The organism is Blastococcus sp. SYSU D00820, from assembly GCF_054050695.1.
In genome coordinates this window covers 24019-50489 of sequence record NZ_JBJGZW010000001.1, presented here as the reverse complement: position 1 = coordinate 50489, position 26471 = coordinate 24019, and the positions used below count along the sequence as shown (strand labels likewise).

The window sequence follows — 26471 nt, the reverse complement described above, 5'->3', positions numbered from 1 at the left end:
TGCGGTGCTCCCGCGGCCGTCGTCAGGCGCCCTGCGCCAGCTCCGCCCGCAGCCGGGCCAGCAGGTCCGACCGCGTGCCGGCACCCAGCCGCTGGCGCATCCGCGAGACGTGGTGCTCCACGGTCTTGGCGGAGATGAACAGCGTCGTGCCGATCTCCCGGTAGGTCTGCCCGGCCACCACGAGCCGGGCCACCTCCCGTTCCCGCTCGCTGAGCTGCCCGGCCGGTGCCGTCGCGCGCTCGGCGGGTGCCGCCGTGCCGCGCGCGGGCGCCGCCGTGCCCCGCGCCGGCGGCTCGGGCTCGGCCGTGCCCCCGGCGTCACCCGCGAGGGCGCGCGCGCAGGCCAGCAGGGTCGCGCGGGCCCGCGGGTCCGCGGTGCGCATCGCCGCCTGCCCGGCCAGCCGTGATCCGTCCCAGGCCAGGCCGACCTCGGTGAGCTGCTCGGCGGAGGCCACGACGTCGTCGGGGTCCACCGATCCGCTGAGCACGCGCAGCCAGACCCGCCCCGCGCCGGCCAGGACGGCGGCGTACGGGCTGGTGCGCGAGGCGGCCACCAGCGCCGCCGCGTGCGGCCGCAGCGCCGCCGGGTCGTCGGTCAGGATCGCCGCCTGCGCGGCGTTCCAGTGCAGCGGCGTCGCCCACAGCTGCGGCTCGCCCAGCCGGGCCAGCAGCGCCTGGGCCTCGGCCACGTGCGGTGCCAGCCGGTCGCCGTCCTCCAGCCGGGCGGCGGCCACGACCAGCTCCCCCAGGGGCAGCAGCGTGAACAGGTCGACCGGGTAGCGGACCACCGCCTCCCGCGCCGGCCCCCATACCCGCAGCAGCTCCGGGGTGTCGCTCTGCCGCCGGGCGATGCCCACCTCCAGCGCACGGAGGAACAGCTCGTCCCGCGGCTCCAGGCCGTGGTCGAGGGCCTGCTGCGCCTCGGCCATGTACTCCCGCGCCCGCCCCATGCGCCCGGCCAGCATCGCGATCCAGGCCAGCAGCAGCAGGTGCCGGGGCCGGCACGGCACCCCGCCCAGGTCGGCGGCCACCGCCCGCTGCAGCACCGACTCGGCCACGCCCAGCTCCCCGCAGTGCAGGGCGACCAGTGCGGCCACCGCCGAGGGGGTGTCGGGCAGCAGCGCCGTGCGGCCCACCGGCTCGAGCACCGCGGCGGCCCGCGTGAGCGTGGACAGCGCGGCGGTGACGTCGGCGGGGGCGTGCGGTCCGGTGTGCAGCGACTGCCGCACCCCCTGGGCCATCAGCTCCTCGCTCACCGCGAGCATGGTCGACGCGCCCCGCGCCGGAGCCTGCCGGGCCTCGTCGAGCACCGCCTCGGCCTCCTGCGGGGAGCCGGTGGCCAGCAGGGCCAGGGCCGCCGACCCCGCCCGCTCCCGCCCGGCCACCCGGTAGAGGTCGGCGGCCCGGCCGAGCAGCCCGCGCTGGGCGAGCACCGCGGCGGTGACCCCGGCGGCGCGGCCACGGTCGGGCGTGCGCTCGTCGGCCAGCGCGGCGTCGGCCCACTGCAGGGCACCGTCGAGGTCGCCGGCCAGCGCCGCGGCCTGCGCCCGGCGGGCGGACAGGCAGGCCACCGGGGCACCGGTGGACGCCGCGGCGCCCAGGAGCTCGGCGGCCAGCGCCGGGTCGGCGGCCAGCGCGGCGTCGCCGTGCCGCTCCAGCAGCGCCGCGGCGCGGGGATCCCGGACGTGCTCGGCGGCCAGCGTGCGTGCCAGGTCCACCGGCTCCTCGCCCCGCTCCAGCAGCAGACCGAGCAAGCGGCGTCGCACCCGGCGGGTCAGGTCGGCCGGGGTGGCGGCCAGCAGCACCCGCTGCACCAGCGGCACGACCGCTCCGCTGCCCAGCAGCAGGCCGGTGGAGCGGGCCTGGCCGACCAGGTCGGCGGCGTGGCCGGCCGGCACCTCCAGCAGCTCGTCGAGCACCTCGTCGTCCAGCGGTGCGCCGGCGGCGACGGCGTGCAGCAGCGCCCGGGTGTCGTCGGAGCAGGCGGCCAGCTCGGCGCTCAGCCGCTCGAGCACCTCGGTGGGGACGGTCAGCCGGCTCCCGGCCTCGCGGCGGCGGGCGGAGGCGAGCAGCGGGTGCACCAGCGCCGGGAGCCCACCGCTCTGCGTGTACACCTCGTCGACCAGCGCCGGGGTCGCGGCGTCACCGAGCCGCTGGGCGGCCCAGCTGCGCACCAGCGCGCGGTCGACGTGGCCGAGCACCACCGAGCGGCGCCGGTTGCCCATCCCCTCGACCAGCCGGGTCACCGCGGTCGGCCGCGGCCAGGGGCGGTACGCCAGGGCCACCCGCGCGCCCGGGTGGTCCAGCAGGGCGTGCACCCGGCCGGCGTCGTCGGCCGAGAGCCGGTGGGCGTCGTCCACCAGCACGGCGAACTCCGCCGTCGCCGGGGCCGCGGCCGCCTCGGCGAGCTCCAGGACGGGCAGCCCCGCCCGGCTGTAGGCGGTGGCCAGCTCGCCCAGGAGCAGCGTCTTCCCCGTGCCGCCGGGCCCCTGGACGGCCACCGGACCGGCGCCCCGCCGGGTGCCCGCGGCGATCTCCGAGCGCAGGTCACCGGCCGGCCCTGCGGCGAGCATCGTGCCCATCGCGCAGATGTCGCTGTTCACGCCGTCTCCGTGGCGGGGTCGGGGGTGGTGTCGGCCGCGGGGGTCGTCGTCTGCGGTGCCGGCTCCGGTTCCGGTTCCGGTTCCGGCTCCGGCTCGGGGGCCGGTGGCGGCTCGGTCGCCGGCGGTTCGGTGACCGGCGGCTGGGTGGCCGGGGGCTGGGTCACGGGGGGCTGGGTGGCCGGCGGCTGCGTGGTGGGGGGCTGCGTCACCGGCGGCTGGGTGACCGGGGGGTCGGTGGTGGGGGGCTGGGTGACCGGGGGCTGGCCGGCCGGGGTCTGCGGGAGCGGCGGGGCCGTGGTGCCCGGCTCCGTGGCGGCACCGAGCGCCGGCGCGGAGGTCGCCGCATCCGTCGTCGGGGCGGTCGTCGGGGCGGTCGTGCCGGCGGCCTGGGCAGCCGCGGTCGTGCCGGCGGGGCGCGCGGCCGGACCGCCCGCCGCGGCGGACGACGCGGTGCCCGGCCGGGTGCCGGTGCCCCGGTCCAGCGCGGCGACGGCGGGCACGGTGCCGCTGCCGGAGGACGCCGTGGCCAGGATGCCGACCGGGGCGGGCGCGGGCGCGGGCGCCGGCGCGCCGTCCGCAGGGGACTCGCCGGCCTCGGCGACCGGCTCGCCGGTGGGGGCGCTGGTGTCGCCGGCGCCGAGGACGGCGGCGAGCGCGGGCGGCCCGACGACGAGCGCACCGAAGAGCAGGGCGACCACGCCGATCCGAAGGACGCGCGAGCGCACCGTCGGCGGCGCGCTGTCCGGCACCGGGGTGCCCGGGCGGACCAGCGCCGGCGCGCGACGGCCGCGCCGGCGCGCCGGGCGCGGGGGAGCGGCACGGCGCCGCGCGGGCGCGGCCCCGGAGGGACGCGGGGCGGGGGGAGTGGTGGGGTCGAGGGCCACGGCAGCGGGGGCCGCGGCATCCACCTGCTCGGCGGCGAGGGCGTCCGCGGCGAGCCGGGCGGCGCCCAGGGCGACCGTCCGCGCGGGATCGGCGCCGACCAGCAGCGGGCGCCCGGTCTCGCCGGACAGCACCTCGGCGACCACCGGCGCCTGTACCGCGCCGCCGGCCAGCACGATCCCGGCCAGGTCGCCGAGCTCCACCCCGGCGGTGGCCACCGCCTCCGCCAGCACGGCGAGGGTCTCCTCGACCGGGCCGGCTACCAGCTCGTCGAGCTCCTCGCGGGTGAGACGGACCGGTCCGCATCCCGGGAGGTCGACCTCCGCGACGGTCTCGGTGGCCAGCGCCTCCTTGGCGGCGGTGCAGGCCTCCCGCAGCGCCCGGGCGGCTCCGGGGTCGACCGACAGCCCGGGCGTGCAGCGGCGCACCCAGCCGAGGACGGCGTCGTCGACGTCCCGTCCCGCCCAGGCCAGGGGCGCCGGAGGGGTGCCGACCGGCGTGGGCCCGCCCTCGGCCGGCCCCACGACGGCGGTGTCCAGCGTGGTGGCACCGAGGTCGTAGACGGCGACGGTGTCACCCTCGTCGAGGTCGCCGGTGGCCTGGTGGTGGGCGGTCGCGGCGAGCGCGGAGGAGACCAGGGAGAAGCGGGGCACCCCGGCGTCCTCGAGCGCCCGGGCCAGCACGGCCCGCCGGTGCGGGCCCCACGACGGGGGGACGGTGACGACGGTCCAGGAGTCCGGGCGCCCCTCCTGGTCCTCGGCGGCGGCGCGGACGCGGCGGACGGCGTCGGCGACCAGGGCGGCGGCGGAGACCGCGACGCCGTCCCGGTAGAGGGGGACCGGGTCCCCCACGCGCGCCGGCGCGCCGGCCGGTCCGCCGGCGTCGGCCGGTCCGAGCAGGAGCGGCTCGGCCGCTCCCCCGTCCTCGCCGTCGCGGCAGATCGCAGCGGTCACCGTCGCGTCGCCGACGTCGACGCCCAACCCGTACTCGTCGTCGTGCACAGGTCCCCCTCATCGCGGTCCCCCGGCCCCGGGGTCATAGGAGCCGTTGGGGACTCGGAAGTTAGTGGCCAGTGATGCACATGTGACGAGTCCACGGTCCCCAAGTCGCGTACAGCCGGTAAACGGGGGACGACACCCCGGATCCCCCAACGCACCGTGCTCGGCCACCCCCCAACCCGTGTCCGCGGAATGGGGGGTGGATCCCCGATGCCGGGACCGGTCCGTCCCCGGTGGACTCCTCCTCGCCAGCCGGCCGCGGTGGACGGCTCGAGACCCAGGAGTGCCTGCCATGACGACTCTCGCGAGCACGTTGCTCGACTTCATCCTCAGCCTCTTCCGCGACGAGGAGGCCGCGAAGGCCTTCGCGGAGGACCCGGAGGGCGCCCTCGCCGACGCGGGGCTGCCGGACGTGTCGCCGGCCGACGTGCACGCGATGATGCCGATGGTGGCGGACTACTCGCCGTCCCCGTACCACGGCGGTGGCCACGGCTACCACCACCCGAAGCCGGTGCAGAAGGACCACTGCGACGACGACGACTACAAGCCCGTCAAGCCGGTCGACGACTGCGACGACGACCACAAGCCCGTCGTGAAGCCGGTCGACGACTGCGACGACTACAAGCCGGCCAAGCCCGTCGACGACTGCGACGACGACAAGCCCGACCACCACCACGGGCACGGCGGCCACCACGCGCCGGCGCCGGGCGGGACGGAGACCACGGTCATCGCCCACGTGCAGAACATCCAGCACATCCACAACAACGTGACCTACGTGAACGTCGAGATCGACGCCCGCCAGGGCATCTTCTTCGAGAACGACGCGCCGGTGATCTTCGGCGACGTGGAGAAGGGCGGCATCGTCAACGACGACGGCGTCGTGGCCGGCGACGACATCAACGCCCCCGTGGCGGTGGACAACAGCACCACCACCAACTCGCACAACACCACGAACTCGAACAACACCACGGACTCGAACAACACGAACGTGGTCGTCAAGGACAACAACGTGGTGGTCGGGGACGGGCAGATCAACGAGGACTCGGTCGTCGACAACTCCTCCGACGACGACGTCATCGTCAAGGACAACAACGTGCTCGTCGGCGACAACCCGACCGTGATCGAGGACTCGATCGTCGACAACTCCACGACCGTCGTGGTCAAGGACAACAACCTGAACATCGGTGACGGCAACCAGACGGTGGTCAGCGACGAGGGCCAGATCGGTGACAGCCACGACGGCGACATCGACGTGACCGTCGACGACGTCGCGGTGGTCGGCGGCGACGGTGTGGCCAACAACGGCGACGACTCGTTCACCCAGGACAACGACTCGTTCAGCTACACCGACGAGTCGACCTACATCGACAACTCGGACCCCGGCGACGACGTCAACGTGATCGACAACGACAACAACGCCATCGACAACGACCACAGCGACGTCGAGACCGGCCCTGGCGACCAGGTCGAGATCGACGACCCGCTGGTCATCGTCGTCGAGGAGCCGGCGCTGGCCTGACCCACCCTGCTGACCCGGTCCCGCCCCTGCGCAAGGGGCGGGACCGGGTCCCTTCCTGTCTCCCGACCGATCCCGAGAGGAACCCGCCGTGACCGCACCGGGTGGACTGCTCCAGCGCGCTCTGACCCTCGCCACCGTCTGCGAACGCCCCGACCTGCAGCGGCGGCTCACCCGCGTGCAGGAGCGGATGGCCGCCCCCAGCGTCCGGGTGGTCGTCGTGGGCGAGGCCAAGCAGGGCAAGAGCTCGCTGGTCAACGCCCTGGTGGGGGCGCCGGTCTGCCCGGTGGCCGACGACGTCGCGACGACCGTCCCGACCGTCGTCCGGGCCGGTGAGGAGCCGCGGGCCACCCTGCTGGTCGGCTCCGGGACGCCGACCCGGGTACCGGTGCCCATCGAGCAGGTCGCCGCCCGCATGCTCGCGCCCGAGCAGGACGGCGTCGTGCAGGCCGAGGTGGAGCTGCCCCGCCAGCTGCTGGCCGGCGGCCTGGAGCTCGTCGACACCGCCGGGGTCGGCGGCGTGGGCATGAGCGCGGCGGCCACGACCATCGACCTGATCCCCAGCGCCGCCGCCGTCCTCATGGTGTCCGACGGCAGCCAGGAGTTCACGGGGCCGGAGATGGAGTTCCTGCAGCAGGCCGCGGCGCTCTGCCCGAACGTGGTGTGCGTGATCACCAAGACCGACGCCGTGCCGCACTGGCGCCGGATCGTCGAGCTGGACCGGGCCCACCTGGCCGCCGCGGGCCTGGACGCGCCGGTGTTCGCCGTGTCGTCGACCCTGGCCATGCACGGCCTGCAGCTGCGCGACCGCGAGGTCTACGAGGAGTCCGGCATCGGGGCGCTGTCGGTGCACCTGCGCGAGGAGGTGCTGGCCCGGGCCGACGCGCTGGCCCAGCGGTCGCTGGCGCACGACCTCGCGTCGGTGACCGAGCACCTCTCGCTCGCCGTGCGGGCGGAGCTGCGCAGCCTGGAGGACCCGGCCGGCCGCGAGGAGCTGCTGCGCGAGCTCGAGCAGGCCCGGGTGGCGCTGGACGAGCTGCGCCGGCGGTCCTCGCGCTGGCAGACCGTCCTCGCCGACGGCGTCACCGACCTCATGTCCGACATCGACCACGACCTCCGAGACCGGTCGCGGGTGGTCACCCGCGAGGCGGAGGAGGCCATCGACGCCCAGGACCCCGGTCCGGTGTGGGCCGAGCTCGCCGAGTGGCTGGACCAGCGGATCGGCAACGCCGTCGCCGACAGCTTCGTGTGGGCCGAGCAGCGCTCGCAGTACCTCGCCGACCAGGTGATCAGCCAGTTCCAGGCCGACAGCGGCACCGCGCTGCCCGAGCTCACCGTCGGCAGCGCGGCCGAGGCGCTGGACACGCTCGTCGACCTGCCCGCGCTCGACAGCGGCTGGCTGCCCCTGCGCGAGCGGCTGTTCATCGGCCTGCGCGGCTCCTACACCGGCGTCCTCATGACCGGTCTGGTCACGAGCCTCGCCGGCCTGGCGATCATCAACCCGTTCTCGCTGGCCGCCGGCGTGCTCATGGGCCGCAAGGCCTACCGGGACGACAAGACCGCCCGCCGCCAGCGCCGGCAGGCCGAGGCCAAGGCGGTCGTCCGGCGGCACCTCGACGAGGTGGTGTTCCAGGTGGGCAAGCAGCTCAAGGACCGGTTGCGCACGGTGCAGAGGACGCTGCGCGACCTGATCACCGACACCGTCGACGAGATGGCGGAGTCGCTGGCCGACGCGGTCAAGGCCGCGCAGCGCTCCAGCAAGGCGGCGACCACCGAGCGCGACACCCGGATCCGGGCGCTGCGCACCCAGCTCGACCAGCTCGACCGGCTGGCCCGCGACGTGCGCGCCCTGCCCGGCGCCCGGGTGGCCGCGTGAGCGCCCCGGCGCAGGTGACCCGGCCGGGCGTGACCGTCGAGGACGCCGCCGCGCTCCTGGACGACGCCGTCGAGGCCTACCGCGACGACCGGCCGGAGACCGCCGCGCGGCTGCAGGCCGCCCGCGACCGGCTGGCCGAGCCGCTGCGGATCGCCCTGGTCGGCCGGGTCAAGGCCGGCAAGTCCACCCTGCTCAACGCCCTGGTGGGCGCCCGGCTGGCGCCCACCGACGCCGGCGAGTGCACCCGGGTGGTCACCGTCTACCGGCACGGCCGGATCCCCCGGGTCGTCCTGCACGGCCGGGACGGCGGCACCCGCGTGCTGCCGGTGCGCCGGGCCGGCGGCGGCCTGCAGCTGGACCTCGGCGGCGCCGCCCCGGAGGAGGTCGACCACCTGGTGGTGGAGTGGCCCTCCCCGGCGCTCGCCGTGGCCACCGTCGTGGACACCCCGGGCCTGGCCTCGCTCACCGCGGACGCCGGCGACCGCACCCGCGCCTTCCTGGAGGCCGGCGACGGCCTCCCCGGCGCCGACGCCGTCGTGTTCCTCACCCGGCAGCTCCAGCCCTCCGACGTCACCGCCCTGTCGGCCTTCCAGGCCGAGACGGCGGCCGCGCCCACCACGCTGACCGTGCTCAGCCGGGCCGACGAGACCGGCTCGGGCCGGCTGGACGCGCTGCACGCCGCCGAGGCCGTGGCCCGGCGGCTGTCGGCCGACCCGACGGTGCGGGCCGTCACGTCGGCGGTGCTGCCGGTGGCCGGCCTGCTCGGCCTGGCCGGGCGCACCCTGCGGCACGCCGACCTGGTGGCGCTGCGCAGCCTGGCGACGGCCGATCCGGCCGCGGTCACGGCGATGCTGCTCACCGCCGACCGGTTCACCCGGCCCGAGGCGCCGGTGCCGCTGTCGGTCGAGGTGCGGACGGCGCTGCTCGACCGGCTGGGCCTGTTCGGCATCCGGCTGTCGGTGATGCTCGTGCGGGCCGGGATCGGGGACGCCGCCGAGCTCGCCGACGAGCTGCTGCGCCGCTCCGGCGTGCCCGAGCTCGAGCGGCTGCTCGCCGTCCACTTCACCGACCGCGGCGCCCAGCTGCGCGTCGCCGCGGCCCTGCACCTGGTGTCGTCGGTGCTGGCCGAGGTGCCCGTGGCGGGCGCCGGTGAGCTCGCGGAGCGGGCCGAGCGGCTGCGGCTGGCCGCGCTGGACCTCGACGAGCTGGACCTGCTGGCCCGCGAGCGGGCCGGTACCGGGCCGCTGCCGGCGGAGCTGCGGGAGGAGGGCCGCCGGCTGCTCGGCGCCGCGGGCACCACGCCCGCCGAGCGGCTCGGCCTGCCCGCCGGCACCCCGGAGGAGGCGCTGCGCACGGCCGCCCGGGCGGCCCTGGCGCGCTGGACCGCGGCGGCGGCGGACCCGCTGGCCGAGCGGTCCGCCGCCGACGCGGCCGCGGGGGTGGTGCGGTCCTGCGAGGCCCTGGTCGCCGAGCTGGAGGGGGACTGGGAGGGCTCAGCCGGCGGGGGCGCGGAACCAGGCGCGGGCGGAGCGGGCGAGGAGCGGGACGAGGGCGAGGACGAGCAGCCCGGCTGACCCGATCAGCGCGTAGCGGTCGGCCTCCGCGCCGCCGGACACCACGCTCTGCGCGATGTCGATCACCAGCAGGGTGGGCAGGGCCGTGGCCAGCAGCACCCACCGCGCCCAGCCGCGCCCGCTCCGCACGAGCGCCGTCCACAGCGCGACCAGCCCGAGCACCAGCACGGTGCCGCCGAGCACCAGCACCATCGTCGCCCGCACGCCGTCGGCGACCACGTCGGCCGCGGCGTCCGGATCGGTCGCGGTGGCCAGCGCGGTCAGCTCCGCGGTCACCGACTCCCGGTCGAGCACCGCGGCGACCACGCCGAGCGCGCCGAGCGCGGCGGCCGCCCAGCCCAGGGCGACGGCCAGCCGGATCGCGCGTGGCCGCTCGGGTTCCGGCGGGATCACCGCGCCCGGGGCGACCAGGACGCTCGCGGTGTCCGGGCGGGGCGGCGGCGCGGCCGGACCCGTGGCCCGCGGCGGGCGCGGCGGCAGGCTCCGCTCGCCGGTGGCCCGGGCGGCGGGCGTCGTCGGTCCGTTGGTCGTGCTGGTCACGAGGTCCCCCTGTCGACGGTGGGGGGAGCGTGGCACCGGCGGGCGGTCCGGCGGCGCGGGCGGCCGCGGGGGACCGCCGCCCGCCCCGTGTCGGCACCCGCGGCGGGCGGGCGACTGCGGTCAGTGACCGGTGAACACCGGCGGACGCTTGGCCAGGAACGCCTCGACGGCCTCCCGGTGGTCGGCCGTCTGCCCTAGCGGGGTCTGCAGCCGCGCCTCGAGGGCGAGGGTCTCGGCGAGCGGATCGGTGGCCGCGGTGGCCAGCACCCGCTTGACCGCGCGGTAGGCCGCGGTGGGGCCGGAGGCGAGCCGGATGGCCAGCGCGGTGGCCTCCTCCAGCACGCGGTCGGCCTCGACCACGCGGTGCACGAGCCCCCACTGCGCGGCCGTCTCGGCGGGGAACGGCTCGGCCAGCAGCAGCAGCTCGGTGGCGCGCGAGCCGCCCACGCAGTGCACCAGCCGGGAGGCCAGCGCGGAGTCCGACGACAGGCCGATGCCGGTGAACGCGGTCGTGAACTTCGCGCCGGCGGCGGCGATCCGCAGGTCGCCGCCCATCGCCAGGCCGAGCCCCGCGCCGGCGCACGCGCCGTTGATGCCCACGACGACCGGCACGGGCACCGCCGCGAGCGCCAGGACCATCGGGTTGTACTCGTCCTCGACGATCGACAGCGACCGCGGCGCGCCGCCGCGCAGCTGCCCGACGTGCTCGGCGAGGTCCTGGCCGACGCAGAACGCCCGGCCGGTGCCGGTCAGCAGCACCGCGCGCACCGAGGCGTCGGCGGCGACGTCGGTGAGGGCGGCGGTGAGGTCGCGGCGCAGCGCGGTGGACAGGGCCGGGCGCTGCAGGGTCAGGGTTGCGACGCCGCCGGCGTCGTCCCGGGTCACCGTGTCCGACACCGTCGTCGTGCCTCCCGTGGTCGCTCAGTCGTAGGTGTGGAAGCCCCGGCCGGTCTTGCGGCCCAGCTCCCCGGCGGCCACCTTGTCACGCAGCAGCTGCGGGGGAGCGAAGCGCTCCCCGAGCGTGCGGTGCAGGTACTCGGCGATGGCCAGCCGCACGTCCAGGCCGACGAGGTCGGTCGAGCGCAGCGGGCCCATCGGATGCCGGTAGCCCAGCTCCATCGCCGCGTCGATCGCCTCGGCGTCGGCCACCCCCTCCTCGAGCATGCGGATCGCCTCCAGCCCGAGCAGCACGCCCAGCCGCGAGCTGGCGAACCCCGGGGAGTCCCGGACGACGACGTCGGCCTTGCCGAGCGCGCGCACCCACCCGCGGGCGGCGCCGACCACCTCCGGCGCGGTCTCCGCGGCGACGACCACCTCCACCAGCCGCGAGGCCGGCACGGGGTTGAAGAAGTGCAGGCCCAGGAAGCGCGCGGGGCGGCGGAGGGTCGCGGCCAGTTCCGTCACGGACAGCGAGGAGGTGTTGGTCGCCAGGACGGCGTCGTCGGCCACCGCGGCCTCCGCGGCGGCGAGCACGGATGCCTTGACGGCGGGGTCCTCGGGCACCGCCTCGACGACCAGGCCGGTGCCGGCGGGCAGCGCGCCGGGCCGCTCCACCACGGTCAGCCGTGTGCGCACCGCGGCGGGGTCGCCGGCCAGGCTGCCGCGGCGGACGGCCTCGGCCAGCCCGCGCTCCACCCGGGCGACCGCCGCGCGGGCCGCCTCCTCGCCCGCCTCGGCCACCGCCACGTGGCAGCCTGCGGTGAGGAAGACGGTGGCGATGCCCGCGCCCATGCGCCCGCCGCCGAGGACGCCGATCCGTTCGGGGAGCTCCACCCGGCCACCCTGCCACGTCGGTCCGGCAGCCCGGAGCTGGAACAGTGCCGATCCGACGACGGTTGGACAGGGCACGACAGGCGCCCGGTCGTCGCCGACCACCCGGCTCACCGAAGGAAGGCATGCCCGAGCACAGCCCTGACGAGGCAACCACGCCCCGACCGCCGGCGGGGGTGTCCCGCCGGCGGCTGCTCGGCCTCTTCGGCGCCGGCACCGCCGGCGTGCTCGCGGCCGGCGCCGCCGGCGGGGTGATCGGCCGGGCGACCGCGGACGAGCCCGCCGCGCCCGCGGGCGCGGCCGCGGCCACCGACGCGGTGGCCTTCAGCGGCGAGCACCAGGCCGGCATCGTCACGCCCGCGCAGGACCGCCTGCACTTCGTCGCCTTCGACGTCGTCACCGACGACCGCGACGAACTGGTCGCCATGCTGCAGGCCTGGACGGCGGCGGCGCGGCGGATGACCGCCGGGCAGGACGCCGGACCGGTCGGCGCGGTCGGCGGCGGGCGGTACGACGTCCCCGACGACACCGGCGAGGCGATGGACCTCCCGCCGTCCGGGCTCACCCTGACCGTCGGCTTCGGCCCCACGCTGTTCACCACCGCCGAGGGCGTCGACCGCTTCGGGCTGGCCGCCCGGCGCCCGGCGCCGCTGGTGGAGCTGCCGCTGTTCCCGGGGGACGAGATCGACCCCGCGATCAGCGGTGGCGACCTGTGCGTGCAGGCCTGCGCCAACGACCCCCAGGTCGCCGTGCACGCCGTCCGCAACCTGGTGCGGCTCGGCGCAGGGGTGGTCAGGGTCCGCTGGTCGCAGCTCGGCTTCGGCCGCACCTCCTCCACCAGCACCGGGCAGGCCACGCCGCGCAACCTGTTCGGCTTCAAGGACGGCACCGACAACCTCAAGGCCGAGAACACCAGCACGCTGGACCGCTTCGTCTGGGTCGGCGACGACGACGTCACCGGGAGCGGGGCCGACTGGCTGGCCGGCGGCTCCTACCTGGTCACCCGCCGGATCCGGATGCTCGTCGAGCCCTGGGACGCCTCGTCGCTGGCCGAGCAGGAGCAGACGATCGGCCGCACCAAGGGCACCGGCGCCCCGCTCGGCCAGCGGGAGGAGTTCGACCCGGTCGACTTCACCGCGCAGGTCGACGGCGCGTCCGCCATCCCGGAGACCAGCCACCTCTTCCTCTCCCACCCGGCCCACGCCGGGACGGCGATCCTCCGGCGCGGCTACAGCTTCGTCGACGGCACCGACGGCCTCGGCCGGCTCGACGCCGGGCTGTTCTTCATCGCCTTCCAGCGGAACCCGGAGACCGGGTTCGTCCAGATCCAGCGCAACCTGCGCGCCGACGCCATGAACGCGTTCATCCGGCACACCTCGTCGGCGGTCTTCGCCTGCCCGCCCGGCGTGCGGGACGACGACGACTGGTGGGGCCGGGCGCTGTTCACCGGCTGATCCGGCCGTTCACCCCGTCGGGTGATCGTGACCGGCGGCCACGCCGGGTTCCGGCCGGACCGCACGGAGAGTGATCGTTTTCCGGGCTCCGGCGTGGCAGGCTGCCCGCACCGCCTGCGCGCAGCACGAGGGGCCCCGCCCCGCGTGCCGGTCCGGGCGGCCCGCGACAGGGGGGAGACCTGGAGGGCGACGGTGAGCACACCCCGGCGACGGCTGCTCGCCGACCGGTACGAGCTGGTGGGCCTCGTCGCCGCCGACGCCCGCGGGCAGGTGTGGTCGGCCCGCGACGTCCTCCTCGGCCGCTCCGTCGCCGTCGAGCTGCACCGCGGCGCGGCGCCGGACCCCGCCGCGGCCGCCGTCCCCACCCATCCGCACGTGACGCCGACCTCCGACGTCGGCGTCGAGCGCGACGGCGCCCGGCTGACCTGGCTGGTGCGCGAGGCCGGTGGCGAGCCGCTGTCCGCCGTGCTGGCCCGCGAGGGCGCGCTGCCCTCCGACCGGACGCTGGAGCTGCTGGCGCAGGCCGCCGACGGGCTGGCCGCCGTGCACGCCGCGGGGGCGGTGCACGGAGCGCTGCGTCCCGGCTCGCTGCTGCTGGCCGACGACGGCACGGTCCGGGTCTCGGGCTTCGGCCTGGCTCCCGACGAGCACCCGCCCACTCCTGCGGCGGACGTGCGGGCGCTGGCCGGGGTCGCCGTCCACTGCCTGGCCGGCTCCGACCTCGAGGACCTGGTCGCGCCCGGGGACTCTCCGGCCGCCGTCCCCGACCTGCCCGGCGGGCTGGCGGCGCCGGTGGCCGCGGTGCTCGCCGCGGCGCTGGACGAGGACCCGGCGGGCCGGCCGGCGGCCGCGGAGCTCCGGGACGCCGCCCGCGCCGTCCGGGCGGGCGAGGTCTGGCCCCCGCCGGCCGAGGAGCCCGTGCACGATCCCGTGCCGCTGGTGCGGGCCCGCCCGTCGCGCTGGCGCTTCGCGGTGCCGGCGGCCGCGCTGGTGGTCGGCGTCCTGGTCGGCGGGCTGGCGTCCCGCACGCCGGCCGAGCCGGTGACCGCCGCCGCGGCCGGGACGCCGGACGCGGCGGCGACGAGCGCCCCGGCCGGGACCCCCGCCGTGACCGACCCGGCGACGGACCCCGTGCCGCCGGTCGCGCCCGCGCCGGTGGGACTGGTCGCTGCCGAGTTCGTGGGCCGGCCGGCCGCCGACGTGGAGGCCGCCCTCACCGGGCTGGGGCTGGTCGTGCAGCGCACCGAGGTGACCGACGGCCAGGCGCCGGCCGGCCAGGTCGTCGCCCTCGCGCCGGAGGGGGAGCTCCCTCCGGGCACGGTCGTCACCCTCACCGTGGTCGCCGCGCCGCCCGCGCCTGCTCCCGCACCCGTCCCGGCGCCGGCGCCCGCTCCCGAGCCTCCCCCCGCTCCCGAGCCTCCGCCCGCCGCGCCCGCGCCGGTCCCCGCCCCGGCCCCGGCTCCCGCCCCGGCGCCGGCTCCCGCGCCGGTCCCCGCCCCCGTGCCGGCGCCGGAGGTGCCCACCCCGGAGACGTGGCAGCAGTGGGCCGAGGGCTGGGCCGAGCAGTGGCGGCAGGGCTGGGAGCAGTGGCGGGAGCAGGCCGGCCAGGGGCAGGGGAACGGCGGGGGGAACGGCGGGGGACAGGGCCGGGGACACGGCGGGGGACACAGCGGGGGACGCTGAGACGCGTGTGACACGTGGGACCCGGTACCGCTGCGTCCCGCGGACTGGGAGGATGTGTATCTGCGGACGGCAGTGGACACCCACCAACGGGGCACCGGCGCCTCCGGACGGTCAGGTACCGGCACCAGCCGGCGGTCGGGCGAGGGGTGAACCACGGTGGTGGAGCCGGGTCGGCGGAACCTGGGTGAGCGCTACGAGCTCGCCCAGCTGATCGCCTCCGGTGGGATGGGTCAGGTCTGGCGGGGCACCGACGTGCTGCTCGGCCGTCCGGTCGCGGTCAAGGTGCTGCGCAGCGAGTACACCGGTGACCCGACGTTCCTGGCCCGCTTCCGCGCCGAGGCCCAGCACGCGGCCGCGCTCAGCCACCCGAACATCGCCTGCGTCTTCGACTACGGCGAGGTGGTCACCGCCGAGGGCGAGACGCTGGCCTACCTGGTGATGGAGCTGGTCGACGGCGAGCCGCTGTCCGCGGTGCTGCGCCGCGAGGGCCGGCTGGACGCCACCTCGACGCTGTCGATCCTCGAGCAGACCGCCGCCGCGCTCGGCGAGGCGCACCGCTCCGGGCTGGTGCACCGCGACGTCAAGCCGGGCAACATCCTCGTCCGGCCCGACGGCAGCGTGAAGATCACCGACTTCGGCATCGCCTGGTCGGCGGGCAGCGTGCCCCTGACCCGGACCGGCCAGGTCATCGGGACGCCGCAGTACCTCTCGCCCGAGCAGGCCGAGGGCCACCTGGCGACGCCGGCCAGCGACGTCTACGCCCTCGGGCTGGTCGGCTACGAGTGCCTCACCGGCCACCCGGCGTTCGACGGCGACAACGCGGTCACCATCGCGCTCAAGCAGCTCCGGCAGGACCCCGAGCCGCTGCCGGCCGAGCTGCCCGGCGGCGTCCGCACGCTGATCCGCCGCGCGCTGGCCAAGGACCCCGCGGCCCGCATGGCCGACGGCGCCGCGTTCGTCGCCGCGATCGAGGACACCCGGGCCGGCCGGCCGCTGCCGGTCGAGGAGGCCCGGCCGACCGTCGCCGCCGCCCTCCCGGCCGCCGTCGACGCCGCCGTCCCGCCCGCGCAGCCGGCCGCCGCGCCGCGGCCGCGGCGCTCGCCACCGGTCCCCGCCCGCTCGCGGGCCAGCTCCCTGCTGGTGCCGCTGATCGCGCTGCTGCTGGGCGCGGCCGCCGCCGCGGCGGTGTTCTTCGCGCTGTCCGGGCCGTCACCGTCGCCGACCGCGCCGGCCGCGCAGACCCGCGGCTCGGAGCAGTTCGTCCTCGACGAGGCCGACTACCTCGGCCGCCCGGTCGGCGACGTCGCCACCCAGCTGTCGTCGCTGGGCCTGACGGTGCAGCGGCACGAGGACATCACCGACCGCGTCCCGGCCGGCACGGTGACCCGCGTCAGCCCCGCCGGGGAGGATCTCTCCCGCGGCGACGACGTGCACGTCTGGTTCGCGGTGGCACCGCCGGACGACGAGGACGACGACGCCCCGGTGCCCCTCCCGGCCCCCGGCACGGTCGTGGTGGAGGATCCGCGGCCCGCCGGCGAGGCGCCCGCCGCCCCGCCGACCAGCGCGCCGGTCACCACCGCGCCGGTGACCTCGGCGGCGCCGACCGGCTCGGCGTCGGACACGCCCAGCTCGGGCGGCACGACGGCGCCCTCGACGGTGACCGAGAGCCCGACCTCGTCCCCGGTGACCACCACGCCTGCGGCCCCGACCACGACGACCCCCACCGAGCCGACCACCCCCTGATCCAGCGACCCGGGTTTCCGCCCGGGGCTCACCGAGCACACCGTCCCGGTGCACCCCGTCCTCGCCGATCGCTACGAGCTGCAGGAACTGCTCGCCACCGGGGGCATGGGTCAGGTCTGGCGGGCCCGCGACCTCCGGCTGCACCGCCCGGTCGCGGTGAAGCTGCTGCGCAGCGAGTACACCGGCGACGCCACGTTCCTCGCCCGCTTCCGGGCCGAGGCGCAGCTGACCGCCCGGCTGCTGCACCGCAACATCGCGGCGCTGCACGACTACGGCGAGGTCCAGGGGCCGCAGGGGGAGACCTGCGCCTTCCTGGTCATGGAGCTCGTCGAGGGCGAGTCGCTGGCCACGCTGCTGGCCCGGGAGCGGCGGCTGCCGGCCGAGCGGGTGCTGGACCTGGTCGAGCAGACCGCGGCCGCGCTGGCCGCCGCGCACGCCGCGGGCGTCGTCCACCGGGACGTGAAGCCGGGCAACGTGCTGGTCGGGCGGGACGGCGTCGTCAAGATCACCGACTTCGGCATCGCCTGGTCGGCGTCGAGCGTGCCGCTGACCCAGACCGGCCAGGTCGTGGGGACGGCGCACTACCTCTCCCCCGAGCAGGCCGGCGGCGGCAAGGCGTCGCCGGCCAGCGACGTCTACGCGCTCGGCATGGTGGCCTACGAGTGCCTCGCCGGCCGGCGGGCCTTCGACGGCGAGAGCCCGGTGCAGGTGGCGCTGCAGCAACTGCGCGACACCCCCGATCCGCTGCCCGACGACGTCCCCGAGCCGGTGCGCCGGCTGATCGCCCACGCGCTGGCCAAGGACCCGGCCGAGCGCTACGCCGACGGTGTCGCGCTGCGGGCCGCCGCCGCCGACGTGCGGGCCGGCGGCTGCCCGGAGCCGGTGGTGGCGCCCCGGACGGCGCGGATGCTGCTGCCCGGCGGCCTCGACGCGGGCCGGCGGCCGGCCCGTCGCCGGGCGACCCGGCTGCTGGTGCCCGTCGCCACGCTGCTGACCGGTGTCGGCATCGGCGTGGGCGTGGGCGTGCTGCAGCTGACCGGCGCAGCGGAGAGCCCGCCGGCGGCCGCGGCGGCCGAGGAGACCGCGGGCGGCATCCGGGTGGTCCCCGCCGACCTGGTGGGCCGGCCGGTCGACGAGGTGGAGGCCGAGCTCGCGGGGCTGGGGCTGGCGGTCGAGCGGGCGCCGGTCGCCGACGGCGCCGTCGCCCCGGGCACGGTCACCGGGGTGACCCCGGTGGGCGAGCTGCGGGTCGGTGACCGGGTGACCGTCAGCTTCGCGGTGGCGCCCGACGAGCCGGCGCCCGTGACGCCGGAGGGCGGGACGTCGTCGGTGGACACGCTGACCGTCGAGCCGGTCAGCCCGTCGTCCGGCTCCCCGGTGCCGGCGCCGGTGCCCGTGCCGGCCCCGGAACCGGTCGTGACGCCGCAGGACACCGGCGGCGCCCCCTCCGGTGGCGACGGCAGCGGGAGCGGGTCGGCGGGCGGCGGTAGCAACGGCAACGGCGTGCCGGGCAGCGGTGCGGCCAACGGCAACGGCGGCGGGAACGGGAACGGTGCCGGCAACGGCAACGGCAACGGCAACGGTGCCGCGAACGGCAACGGGCGGCCCGGCCGGGGCTGAGCCCGGCCGGGCGCGGCTCAGCGGCGGCGGGGGCCCGCGGCGATCCAGACGACGGCGCCCAGCGCGGCGAGCGCGGCGGTGAGCAGGAAACCGCGGTCGCTGTCGGCGTGCGGCAGCACCACCAGGACCCAGAACATGGCCACGCCGGTCAGGCCACCGGCGGCGATCCGCCAGGTCGGCTCCGCCGGCACCCGGACGCCCGGGATCAGCCGCGCGAGCGCGGGCACGAGCCCGGCCAGCGTCGCGAGGGTGGCGAAGCCGGACCACAGCGGGATGTCCCGCCACGCGGAGCCGCCAACCACCAGGCCGACCTGCAGCAGCAGGAGCGAGAGCGCGCCGAGGCCCAGGGGCAGCAGGGCGGCGCGGTCCAGTGGCGTGCGCTTCCGGGGCTCGGCCGGGGCGTCGGCGACGGCCGTCGGGGGCGCGGAGGTCTCGGGCGCTGCGGCCGGCGGGGGCCCGCCCGGCAGGCCCTCGACGGGGCCGGTGGGCTGCACGCCGCCGAGCAGGTCGTCGGCGAGCGGCCGTGGCTCGGCGAACGGGTGCGGGTCGGCCGTCGGCTGGTCGACGACCGCGGTCGCCCCGGCCGGTGCGGTGGCGCCGGGCAGGGGCAGCTCTCGGGTGGTGGGCCCCGTCGGGGGCGGGGGGACGGGGACGGGCGGCTGGGTCACGGCTCCTCCTCGTGCGCGCCGGCGACCGGTCGGGGAAGGACCGGTCCGGTCCTGCGACCGTAGCCGCGACGGCGGCGGCCACCCGGCAGGCCCGGTGCGCTCCGCGGGTCGCGCCGGCGGCCGCGCGCTGCCCGCCGGCGGGAGCCCGCCTAGGGTCCCAGGAGTGGCTCTCCGCGCGGGCATCGTCGTCACCGGTACCGAGGTCCTGACCGGCCGGGTGGCCGACGCCAACGGCCCCTGGCTGGCCGAGCAGCTGCGCTCGCTCGGGGTCGACGTGGGGTCCGTGGTCGTCGTCGGGGACCGGCCGGACGACCTGCGCGCCGCGCTCGGCTTCCTCGCCGGTTCCGGCGTGGCGCTGGTGATCACCTCCGGTGGGCTGGGCCCCACGGCCGACGACCTCACCGCCGAGGTGGTGGCCGACTTCCAGGGCCGGCCGACGGCGGTCGACCCGGAGCTGCAGCAGCGGGTCGGAGCCGTCGTGGAGCGGCTGATGGCCCGGCGGGGATGGCGCGCCGATCCGGAGGCGACCGCGGCCGGCGTGGCCAAGCAGGCGCGGGTGCCGGCCGGGGCGACGGTGCTGGAGCCGGTCGGGACTGCCCCGGGCCTCGTCGTGCCGCCGGCCGACGGGCGCGCGGGGCCGCCGGTGCTGGTGCTGCCGGGGCCGCCGTCGGAGCTGCAGGGGATGTGGCCGGCGGCGCTGGCCGCCGAGCCGGTGCAGCGGGCGCTGGCCGGCCGGGCGGAGCTGCGGCAGGAGACCGTGCGGTTGTGGGGGACGCTGGAGGCCCAGCTCGCCGCGACGCTGCGGGAGCACGAGCACGAGTTCGACGGGCTGGAGATCACCACCTGCCTGCGTGACGGCGAGCTGGAGATCGTCACGCGCTTCGGCGCCGAGGCCCAGCCGGCCTACGACCGGCTGGCGGCGGTGCTGGCCCGCGCGTACGGGGACACGACGTTCTCGACCGGGCCCACGCTGGACGACGTCGTCGCCAGTGCGCTGGCCGAGCGGGGGCTCACCATCGCGACCGCCGAGTCGTGCACCGGCGGGCTGCTGGCCGGGCGGCTGACCGAGCGGCCGGGCTCCTCGCAGTGGGTGCTGGGCGGGTTCTGCGCGTACGCGAACTCGGCCAAGGAGCGGCTGGTCGGGGTACCGGGCGACATGCTCGCCGAGTACGGGGCGGTGAGCCCGCAGGTGGCGCTGGCGCTGGCCGACGGGGCGCGCGAGCGGTTCGGGGCGGACGTCGGCGTGGGCATCACCGGCGTGGCCGGGCCGGGCGGCGGTGGGCCGGGCAAGCCCGTGGGGACGGTGCACCTGTGCGCCGTGGGGCCGGACGGCCAGGTGCCGAAGTCGGTGGTGCTGCCGGGCTCGCGCTCGGCGGTGCGGAAGCGGTCGGTGGCCCTCGCGATGCACATGGTGCGCCAGCTGCTGCTCGGCGGACCGCCGGCCTGATGCCGCCTCGACCCGGGAGCCCGCGATGACCACCCTGACCGTGCACGCCTCCGGTCCGATCGGGCCGCGGGAGGCGTGGCAGCGCTACGCCCGGCCCGCGCGGTGGCCGGAGTGGGCGCCGCAGATCACCGGCGTGGAGTTCCCGCTGCCGCGGCTGGCCGCGGGGGAGCGGGGCCGGGTGCGCGGGCCGGCCGGGGTGACCCTGCCGTTCGTGGTCGACGCGGTGGACGAGGCGGCCCGGCAGTGGTCGTGGACGGTGTCGCTCGGCCCGGTGCGGCTGCGCCTGCTGCACTGGGTGACCGACGGTCCGGACGGCGGCAGCACGACCGGGCTGCGGATCACCGGGCCGGCACCGCTGGTGGTCGGCTACGTGCCGCTGGCGCGGCTGGCGATCGGCCGGCTGGTGCGGCCGCTGGGCTGAGGTCTGGCCGTCCCGCCGGGCCGCTGCCGGGTCCGGGGCCGCTGTTCTCCCTTGCGGATGCTCGTGCTCTGCCCACGGGTGGGGGCAGAGCACGAGCGTGCGCGGGGCATGCCGGTGCCGCCGTCCGCACAGGTGGGCGGCGGCGGGCAGCCGGGTCAGGCGGCGGTGGCGCGGAGGGGTGCGGGGGTGAGGATTTCGCTGCCGTCGGGCCGGAGGGTGCGCCATCGGCCGTCGGGTTGCCGTTCGACGCGGAAGCCGGAGTGGACCTTGGTGTGGTGCCGCTCGCACAGCAGCGCGGAGTTGTCGAGGCTGGTGGCGCCGCCGTCGATCCAGTGCACCAGGTGGTGGACGTCGCACCAGTGGGTCGGGGCGGTGCAGCCGGCGAACACGCAGGCCCCGTCCCGCGCCTCGACCGCCCTGCGCAGGTGCGGGGGCACGACGCGGGCGGTGCGCCCGACGTCGAGCGGCTGACCGTCGGGGCCCATGACCAGGCGGGTGATCTCCCCGTCGCAGGCCAGCCACCGGGCGCGCGCGGCGGAGATGTCGGCGCCGAAGCCCATCCGCCCGGTACCCCGGGCCACCGTGGTGGAGGCGAGGTCGGACAGCGGGATCGTGGCCAGCACCTGTGGCTTGCGGGTGCGCAGCACCGGCAGCGATCCGGATGCCAGGGTGTTGTCCAGGGCCTGGACGAGGGCGTCGGCCTGCCGCTGGGCGCGGGTGCGGGTGTCGTCGGCGGGCCGGTCGGCCTGGGTGTGGGCCTCGATCGCGGTCTGCAGCTTCTCCCCGGCCACGGGATCGAGCAGGCCGCGGATCGACAGGGTGCCGTCACCGTTCCTGGTCAGGTGCAGCTCGCGCAGCTCCGTGGGGTCCGGTTCCGGGCCGTCGGGATCGAGGTTGTCGACGTACTTCTTGACCACCTGCACCAGGTCCTCCACCGGCTGGTCGATGGCCACCTGGGTGAGCACCGCGTCGATCACCGCCAGATCCACGCCCTGGGCTGCCGCGGCCGCGAGCCGGGCCGGGGTTACGGCATCGGCCGCGATGTGCACCTGCTGCGCACTCACCAACCCGGCCGCGAACGCCTCCGCGAGCGCCGGCAGGTGCTCCAGCGCCCGGCCGTTGCGCACCAGCCGCACCGCCTCGGACCCCGCCATCCGGCAGTGCCCCTTCAACCACGACGCCATCGCCTTCAGCCCGTCGCGCTCGGCCGCCTGAGCCAGCTCTGCCGCCCGCACCTGACGGGTCAGCGCGGCGTCCCGCCGGTTGCGCTCCGCGACACCGGCAGCGATCGCGTCGAGGACATCGCCCCCCGGATCAACTGTCGAACACATGTACGGAGTCTAGCGGAGCGCGGGGTGCGCGGCAAGGCGAAAGCCCAGGTCAGACCCGAAACGCGGTGTTCTTCAGACTCGTGCTCTGCCCACCACGGTGGGCAGAGCACGAGCTCCTGCAGGCGTGGGTCCTCGCCCCCCGAGCCTCACCGCCGGTCACCCACCTCCGGCACCACTCCGGCGACCTCGTCCCTCGGCGTCCACCCGTTCACCATCCCGTCGTCCCCGGCCACGAGCACCCGGCTGGCGGCGTCCTCGTCGACGATCCGGTGCAGCCACCAGCGCCGCCCCACCCGGACGACGTCCCGATCGCGACGAACCAGTCGGTGGCCGCTGTGGAGCGGAGCCGGCTCGCGACGGCGGCCATGGTGCGCTGGGAAGCCAGCCGCGACAAGAGCACCCGCACGCGTCCGGCACGCCGTTCCACGTGGAACCCCTCGTCGTACGGTGCCGCCATGAGCGTCACCCACGAGGTCACCAACCAGGCGCCGCCGCTCGTCGGGCACGACCCCATCGCCGGGGACGCCGCACTCCGCGAGGCCTGCCTGCGGCACGCCGACCAGGCGGCGCTGGACTCCCTGGCCGACCTCGGGGCGCTGGCGGGCAGCGAGCAGGCGCGGGAGTGGGGCCGCCTGGCGAACGAGAACCCGCCGGTGCTGCGCACCCACGACCGCTACGGGCACCGGATCGACGAGGTCGAGTTCCACCCCGCCTGGCACGACCTCATGCGCACCGCCTTCGCCCACGGCCTCGCCGGGGCGCCGTGGGCCGACCCGGGCCCGCACGCGCACGTCCGGCGCGCGGTCGGCTACCTCGGCTGGACGCAGGTCGAGATGGGCCACGGCTGCCCGGTGACCATGACCTACGCCGCCGTCCCGGCCCTGCGCCGCGCTCCGGAGCTCGCTGCCCGCTACGAGCCCGGCCTGACCGGCCGCGGGTACGCCTTCGGCCTGACCGACCCGCTGGCCAAGCCCGGACTGGTCGCCGGCATGGGCATGACCGAGAAGCAGGGCGGGTCCGACGTCCGCGCCAACACCACCCGCGCGGTCGCGAACGCCGACGGCACCTACGCCCTCTCCGGGCACAAGTGGTTCACCAGCGCCCCGATGAGCGACCTGTTCCTGGTCCTCGCCCAGCTCGACGAGGGCGTCTCCTGCTTCCTCGTGCCGCGGGTGCTGCCCGACGGCGGCCGCAACGTCCTGCGGCTCCAGCGGCTCAAGGACAAGCTCGGCGACCGGTCCAACGCCTCCAGCGAGATCGAGTTCGCCGGGACGACGGGCTGGCTGGTCGGCGATCCCGGCCGCGGCGTCCCGACGATCATCGAGATGGTCAACACCACGCGGCTGGACTGCGTGCTCGGCTCCAGCGCGACGATCCGGGCGGCGCTCACCCAGGCGGTGCACCACGCCCGCCACCGCAGCGCCTTCGGCGCCCGCCTGGTCGACCAGCCGCTCATGCAGAACGTCCTGGCCGACCTCGCCGTGGAGAGCGAGGCGGCCACCGCGCTCGCCGTCCGCCTGGCCGCCGCCGTGGACGGCGGGGAGTCGGCCTTCCTGCGGCTGGCCGGCGCCGCCGCCAAGTTCTGGATCTGCAAGCGGACGCCGGGCGTCGTCGCCGAGGCCCTCGAGGTGCTCGGCGGCAACGGCTACGTCGAGGAGTCGGGGATGCCGCGGCTCTACCGGCAGGCGCCGCTGAACAGCATCTGGGAGGGCTCGGGCAACGTCATCGCCCTCGACGTCCTGCGGGCCATGGGGCGCTCGTCGGAGTCGCTGGCCGCCGTCCTCGACGAGGTCGACGCCGCCCGCGGCGCCGACGCCCGCTTCGACGACGCCGTCGAGCGGCTGCAGGCCGAGCTCGGCGATCCCGACCAGCTGCCGCTGCGGGCCCGCCGGGTCGCCGGCCTGCTGGCGCTGTGCCTGCAGGGCTCGCTGCTCCTCCGGCACGCCCCCGCGGAGGTCGCCGACGCGTTCTGCGCCTCTCGCCTGGGCGGGGACTGGGGCGCCGTCCCCGGCACGCTGCCCTCCGGCACCGCGACGCGCCGCATCGTCGAGAGGGCGGCCGTCTCGGCTGCCTGAGGAACCCGGCGAGCCACTACTCTCGGAGGTGCGTCGGACTCCGTGCCGTCGTCCGGGGGGAGCCGTCGGCCGCTTCCCGCTGGTCACGGGGAAGGCGCTCCGCAGGGGGAGAGAGAGCGGGCTGGTGCAGCACCACGAGCACGGGGCAGGCGCTGCCCTACCCGATCTTCTGGCGACCGTGCCGGACGCCGTCTTCCACCTCGACCGCGACTGGCGGATCACCTACCTGAACGCCGCGGTGGAGGAGCTGATCCGCCGCCGGGCGGAGGACCTCCTCGGCCAGGACCTCTTCCTGGCGTTCCCCGCGCTGCGCGACTCCGCCCTGGAGACGACGCTGCGCGACGTCCTCGCCGACGGCGAGGCCCGCATGGTCGAGTTCCGCTACGACCCGGTCGACCGCTGGTTCGAGGTCCGGGCCTTCGCCGACAGCCTCGGCCTGGCGGTGTTCCTCCGCGACGTCGACGCCGAGCGGCGGGCCCGCGTCGAGCAGGCCGAGGAGATCTCCCAGCTCACCGCGGTCCTCGACGCGCTGCCCTCGCCGACGGTGCTGCTGGACGCCGTCGGCCGCATCGTCACCGTCAACCGGATGTGGACCGACATCGGCGAGCACGCCCGCACCGTCGGCCTGCGGCCGATCGAGGTGGGCGACGACTACCTGGCCGGCCTGGCGCAGGCGATGCGCCCCGAGGACCTGCTGACCATCAGCAGCGGCCTGCGCGCGCTCACCCAGCACCCGGACGGCGGTCCCCGGGCCACCTTCGCCCACGACTACCCGTACCCGGTGGGCGACGACGTCCTCTGGTACCGGCTGCAGGCCGCCCGGGTCGACGACACCACCCAGCTGGTCGTCACGCACACCGACATCAGCGCCCGCGTCCGCGACCAGGAGGCGCTGGCCTGGCAGGCCGCCCACGACGACCTCACCGGGCTGCCCAACCGCGCCCGGCTGCTGGAGCTGATCGGCGAGGGCCTGGCGGACGACCCGGTCCGGACGTCGCTGCTCTTCCTCGACCTCGACGGCTTCAAGACCGTGAACGACTCCTTGGGGCACGCCGTCGGCGACGAGCTGCTCCGCCAGGTCGGGCAGCGCCTGGCCCGCCAGGTCCGCCCGAGCGACGCCGTGGGCCGGCTCGGCGGCGACCAGTTCCTCGTGCTGGCCCGCGGCTGCGACCTCTCCGAGGCCGCCGCGCTGGCCTTCCGCCTGCAGAGCTCGTTCACCGAGCCGTTCACCGCCGAGGGCATCTCGGTGCCCCTGTCGGCCAGCATCGGCGTGGCGGTCGGCACGCCCGGCCTGCGCCAGGCCCACCAGCTGCTCAGCGACGCCGACGCCGCGGCCTACGCGGCCAAGGGCTCCGGCCGCGACCGCGTGCACCTGTTCTCCCCGGGCCTGCGCGACGCCGCGCGGTGGCGGCTGGAGGTGGCCAGCGCGCTGCGCGACGGCGCGCTCGACCAGTTCGTCGTCCACTACCAGCCGGTGGTCCGCGTCGACACCGGCGAGGTGGACGGCGTCGAGGCCCTGCTCCGCTGGCAGCACCCCGAGCGCGGGCTGCTCACCCCCGACTCCTTCCTCGCCGTGGCCGAGGAGACCGGGCAGCTGATCCCGATCACCCGCTGGCTGCTGGGGGAGACCACCCGGCAGGCGGCCTCGTGGGCCGAGCAGGGCCTGCCGCTGCGGATGTCGGTCAACATCAGCGCCCGCCACTTCTCCGCCGAGACGCTGGTCCGCGACGTGCGGCTCGCGCTGCGGGAGTCCGGACTGGCCCCCGAGCAGCTGGTGCTGGAGCTGACCGAGACCAGCGTCGCCGAGGACCCGACCCGCGCCGAGGACCAGCTGACCGTGCTGCGGGGCTTCGGCGTCCGGGTGGCCATCGACGACTTCGGCACCGGCTGGTCCTCCCTGGCCCAGCTCATGGCGCTGCCGGTGGGCACGCTCAAGATCGACCGCTCGCTGCTGACCGCGGCCCAGCGGCTGGCCGCCGGCGGCACCGGCGCCGTCCTCGCCGCGATCGTGGCGCTCACCCGCACCCTGGGCATCCGCTCGGTCGCCGAGGGCGTGGAGACCGCCGAGCACCTGAGGATGGTCCGCGAGGCCGGCTGCGACCTGGCCCAGGGCTACCTGCTCGCCCGGCCGATGCCGGCCGCCGAGGTGACCGACTGGGCGCGGCGGGTGCGCGCGGCCGGCGGCGACTCGTGCGCCCTCGCCCTCGGCGGAACGCGCTGAGCCGTCCCCGATCCCGGCGGCGGGCCAGCGCCCCGGCCGGGCCGCCCCCG

The 26471-nt window shown here is 77.1% G+C and carries 19 protein-coding genes; 11 read left to right on the top strand and 8 right to left on the bottom strand.

What is annotated here, in order from left to right; genetic code table 11:
* Nucleotides 1–22: 22 nt before the first annotated feature.
* Both ACI79R_RS00215 and ACI79R_RS00210 read right to left on the bottom strand, forming a co-directional pair.
* The gene (locus tag ACI79R_RS00215; RefSeq protein ID WP_456571555.1) at nucleotides 23–2602 is read right to left on the bottom strand and encodes a LuxR C-terminal-related transcriptional regulator; all 2580 of its coding nucleotides are present in this window, start codon (nucleotides 2600–2602) and stop codon (nucleotides 23–25) included.
* A complete protein-coding gene (locus ACI79R_RS00210; RefSeq protein WP_456571554.1) occupies nucleotides 2599–4485 on the bottom strand; it encodes an Hsp70 family protein in 1887 nt (628 codons plus the stop codon). Before ACI79R_RS00210 ends, ACI79R_RS00215 begins: the two co-directional genes overlap by 4 nt.
* Before the next feature lie 289 nt (nucleotides 4486–4774).
* Between ACI79R_RS00210 and ACI79R_RS00205 the strand changes: the two genes are divergently transcribed.
* The 3 genes from ACI79R_RS00205 to ACI79R_RS00195 all read left to right on the top strand — a co-directional run bounded on the left by ACI79R_RS00205 (nucleotide 4775) and on the right by ACI79R_RS00195 (nucleotide 9448).
* Complete coding sequence (locus ACI79R_RS00205; protein WP_456571553.1) at nucleotides 4775–6001, top strand: IniB N-terminal domain-containing protein; 1227 nt, start codon at nucleotides 4775–4777, stop codon at nucleotides 5999–6001.
* Nucleotides 6002–6089: 88 nt separating this feature from the next.
* Complete coding sequence (locus tag ACI79R_RS00200; RefSeq protein ID WP_456571552.1) at nucleotides 6090–7874, top strand: dynamin family protein; 1785 nt, start codon at nucleotides 6090–6092, stop codon at nucleotides 7872–7874.
* Entirely contained in the window at nucleotides 7871–9448 is a 1578-nt protein-coding gene (locus ACI79R_RS00195) for a dynamin family protein (protein ID WP_456571551.1), read from the top strand. Before ACI79R_RS00200 ends, ACI79R_RS00195 begins: the two co-directional genes overlap by 4 nt.
* On the opposite strand, the gene ACI79R_RS00190 is transcribed toward ACI79R_RS00195, so the two are convergent.
* From ACI79R_RS00190 to ACI79R_RS00180, 3 genes are all read right to left on the bottom strand, one after another.
* Nucleotides 9368–9988, bottom strand: a complete 621-nt coding sequence (locus ACI79R_RS00190; protein ID WP_456571550.1) for a hypothetical protein — start codon at nucleotides 9986–9988, stop codon at nucleotides 9368–9370. The two genes, ACI79R_RS00195 and ACI79R_RS00190, sit on opposite strands and share 81 nt — an antisense overlap.
* Nucleotides 9989–10108: 120 nt before the next feature.
* Nucleotides 10109–10873, bottom strand: coding sequence for an enoyl-CoA hydratase-related protein (locus ACI79R_RS00185; RefSeq protein ID WP_456571549.1), 765 nt, complete (start codon nucleotides 10871–10873; stop codon nucleotides 10109–10111).
* 36 nt (nucleotides 10874–10909) lie between these two features.
* Nucleotides 10910–11761 (bottom strand): 3-hydroxyacyl-CoA dehydrogenase family protein, encoded by an 852-nt coding sequence (locus ACI79R_RS00180; RefSeq protein WP_456571548.1) that lies wholly within the window; start codon nucleotides 11759–11761, stop codon nucleotides 10910–10912.
* A gap of 122 nt (nucleotides 11762–11883) precedes the next feature.
* Here ACI79R_RS00180 and efeB point away from each other — a divergent pair, with 122 nt between their 5' ends.
* From efeB to ACI79R_RS00160, 4 genes are all read left to right on the top strand, one after another.
* A complete protein-coding gene (gene efeB / locus ACI79R_RS00175) occupies nucleotides 11884–13212 on the top strand; it encodes an iron uptake transporter deferrochelatase/peroxidase subunit (RefSeq protein ID WP_456571547.1) in 1329 nt (442 codons plus the stop codon).
* A 192-nt stretch (nucleotides 13213–13404) separates the two neighbouring features.
* Complete coding sequence (locus ACI79R_RS00170) at nucleotides 13405–14895, top strand: PASTA domain-containing protein (protein WP_456571546.1); 1491 nt, start codon at nucleotides 13405–13407, stop codon at nucleotides 14893–14895.
* Nucleotides 14896–15051: 156 nt separating this feature from the next.
* Complete coding sequence (locus ACI79R_RS00165; protein WP_456571545.1) at nucleotides 15052–16638, top strand: serine/threonine-protein kinase; 1587 nt, start codon at nucleotides 15052–15054, stop codon at nucleotides 16636–16638.
* Nucleotides 16639–16686: 48 nt separating this feature from the next.
* Entirely contained in the window at nucleotides 16687–18258 is a 1572-nt protein-coding gene (locus tag ACI79R_RS00160) for a serine/threonine protein kinase (RefSeq protein ID WP_456571544.1), read from the top strand.
* Nucleotides 18259–18275: 17 nt separating this feature from the next.
* On the opposite strand, the gene ACI79R_RS00155 is transcribed toward ACI79R_RS00160, so the two are convergent.
* Nucleotides 18276–18926 (bottom strand): hypothetical protein, encoded by a 651-nt coding sequence (locus ACI79R_RS00155; protein ID WP_456571543.1) that lies wholly within the window; start codon nucleotides 18924–18926, stop codon nucleotides 18276–18278.
* A 163-nt stretch (nucleotides 18927–19089) separates the two neighbouring features.
* Between ACI79R_RS00155 and ACI79R_RS00150 the strand changes: the two genes are divergently transcribed.
* Together ACI79R_RS00150 and ACI79R_RS00145 are read left to right on the top strand one after the other, a co-directional pair.
* Complete coding sequence (locus ACI79R_RS00150; RefSeq protein ID WP_456571542.1) at nucleotides 19090–20373, top strand: competence/damage-inducible protein A; 1284 nt, start codon at nucleotides 19090–19092, stop codon at nucleotides 20371–20373.
* Nucleotides 20374–20398: 25 nt separating this feature from the next.
* Entirely contained in the window at nucleotides 20399–20794 is a 396-nt protein-coding gene (locus tag ACI79R_RS00145; RefSeq protein WP_456571541.1) for an SRPBCC family protein, read from the top strand.
* A 155-nt stretch (nucleotides 20795–20949) separates the two neighbouring features.
* Here the strand turns inward: ACI79R_RS00145 and ACI79R_RS00140 are convergent, their stop codons facing one another.
* Nucleotides 20950–22125 (bottom strand): DUF222 domain-containing protein, encoded by a 1176-nt coding sequence (locus ACI79R_RS00140; RefSeq protein WP_456571540.1) that lies wholly within the window; start codon nucleotides 22123–22125, stop codon nucleotides 20950–20952.
* A gap of 146 nt (nucleotides 22126–22271) precedes the next feature.
* Nucleotides 22272–22418, bottom strand: coding sequence for a hypothetical protein (locus ACI79R_RS00135; RefSeq protein ID WP_456571539.1), 147 nt, complete (start codon nucleotides 22416–22418; stop codon nucleotides 22272–22274).
* A gap of 162 nt (nucleotides 22419–22580) precedes the next feature.
* On the opposite strand from ACI79R_RS00135, the gene ACI79R_RS00130 reads away from it, so the two are divergent.
* On the top strand, nucleotides 22581–24200 hold the full coding sequence (locus ACI79R_RS00130) for an acyl-CoA dehydrogenase family protein (RefSeq protein WP_456571538.1): 1620 nt from the start codon (nucleotides 22581–22583) through the stop codon (nucleotides 24198–24200).
* 178 nt (nucleotides 24201–24378) lie between these two features.
* Nucleotides 24379–26421, top strand: a complete 2043-nt coding sequence (locus ACI79R_RS00125; RefSeq protein ID WP_456571537.1) for a putative bifunctional diguanylate cyclase/phosphodiesterase — start codon at nucleotides 24379–24381, stop codon at nucleotides 26419–26421.
* The last annotated feature ends 50 nt before the right edge of the window (nucleotides 26422–26471 follow it).

Bases quoted from the DNA above. Each gene is read 5' to 3' on its own strand.
- efeB (WP_456571547.1), top strand. From the start codon at position 11,884: ATGCCCGAGCACAGCCCTGACGAGGCAACCACGCCCCGACCGCCGGCG.
- ACI79R_RS00205 (WP_456571553.1), top strand. From the start codon at position 4,775: ATGACGACTCTCGCGAGCACGTTGCTCGACTTCATCCTCAGCCTCTTC.
- ACI79R_RS00145 (WP_456571541.1), top strand. From the start codon at position 20,399: ATGACCACCCTGACCGTGCACGCCTCCGGTCCGATCGGGCCGCGGGAG.
- ACI79R_RS00130 (WP_456571538.1), top strand. From the start codon at position 22,581: ATGAGCGTCACCCACGAGGTCACCAACCAGGCGCCGCCGCTCGTCGGG.
- ACI79R_RS00140 (WP_456571540.1), bottom strand. From the start codon at position 22,125: ATGTGTTCGACAGTTGATCCGGGGGGCGATGTCCTCGACGCGATCGCT.